The sequence below is a fragment of the Bacteriovorax sp. DB6_IX genome (assembly GCF_000447775.1).
Taxonomy (GTDB): domain Bacteria; phylum Bdellovibrionota; class Bacteriovoracia; order Bacteriovoracales; family Bacteriovoracaceae; genus Halobacteriovorax_A.
Genome location: NZ_AUNJ01000100.1, coordinates 1 through 237, shown reverse-complemented (window position 1 = coordinate 237; position 237 = coordinate 1). Strand labels below are relative to the sequence as shown.

Annotated in this window: 1 protein-coding gene; it reads right to left on the bottom strand. The window is 35.0% G+C overall.

Annotated features, from left to right (window positions below; genetic code table 11):
- Positions 1–237 (bottom strand): phospholipase A (locus tag M901_RS03250; RefSeq protein WP_034719983.1); only part of this gene is annotated, 237 nt, incomplete at both ends.

Here is a 237-nt window from a genome sequence, read left to right as displayed (position 1 = left end):
GACAACTCTTGAATTTGACCATTAGACTGATGAACATATCCAATATCATAACCAAAGAAATTCATTCCAAAGATATTTCTCGTATTTTCAAAGAGTCTTCGTGCAAATATCTCTGGCTCATAATTTGTTTCTCTAAACTGACGAGACCAATCTCCATTATAGACTTGCCACCATGATCTATGAGTATACCCTAGGAAAACATTGAACTCAGAGTTAAAAATTTCCTTACCGACTAGG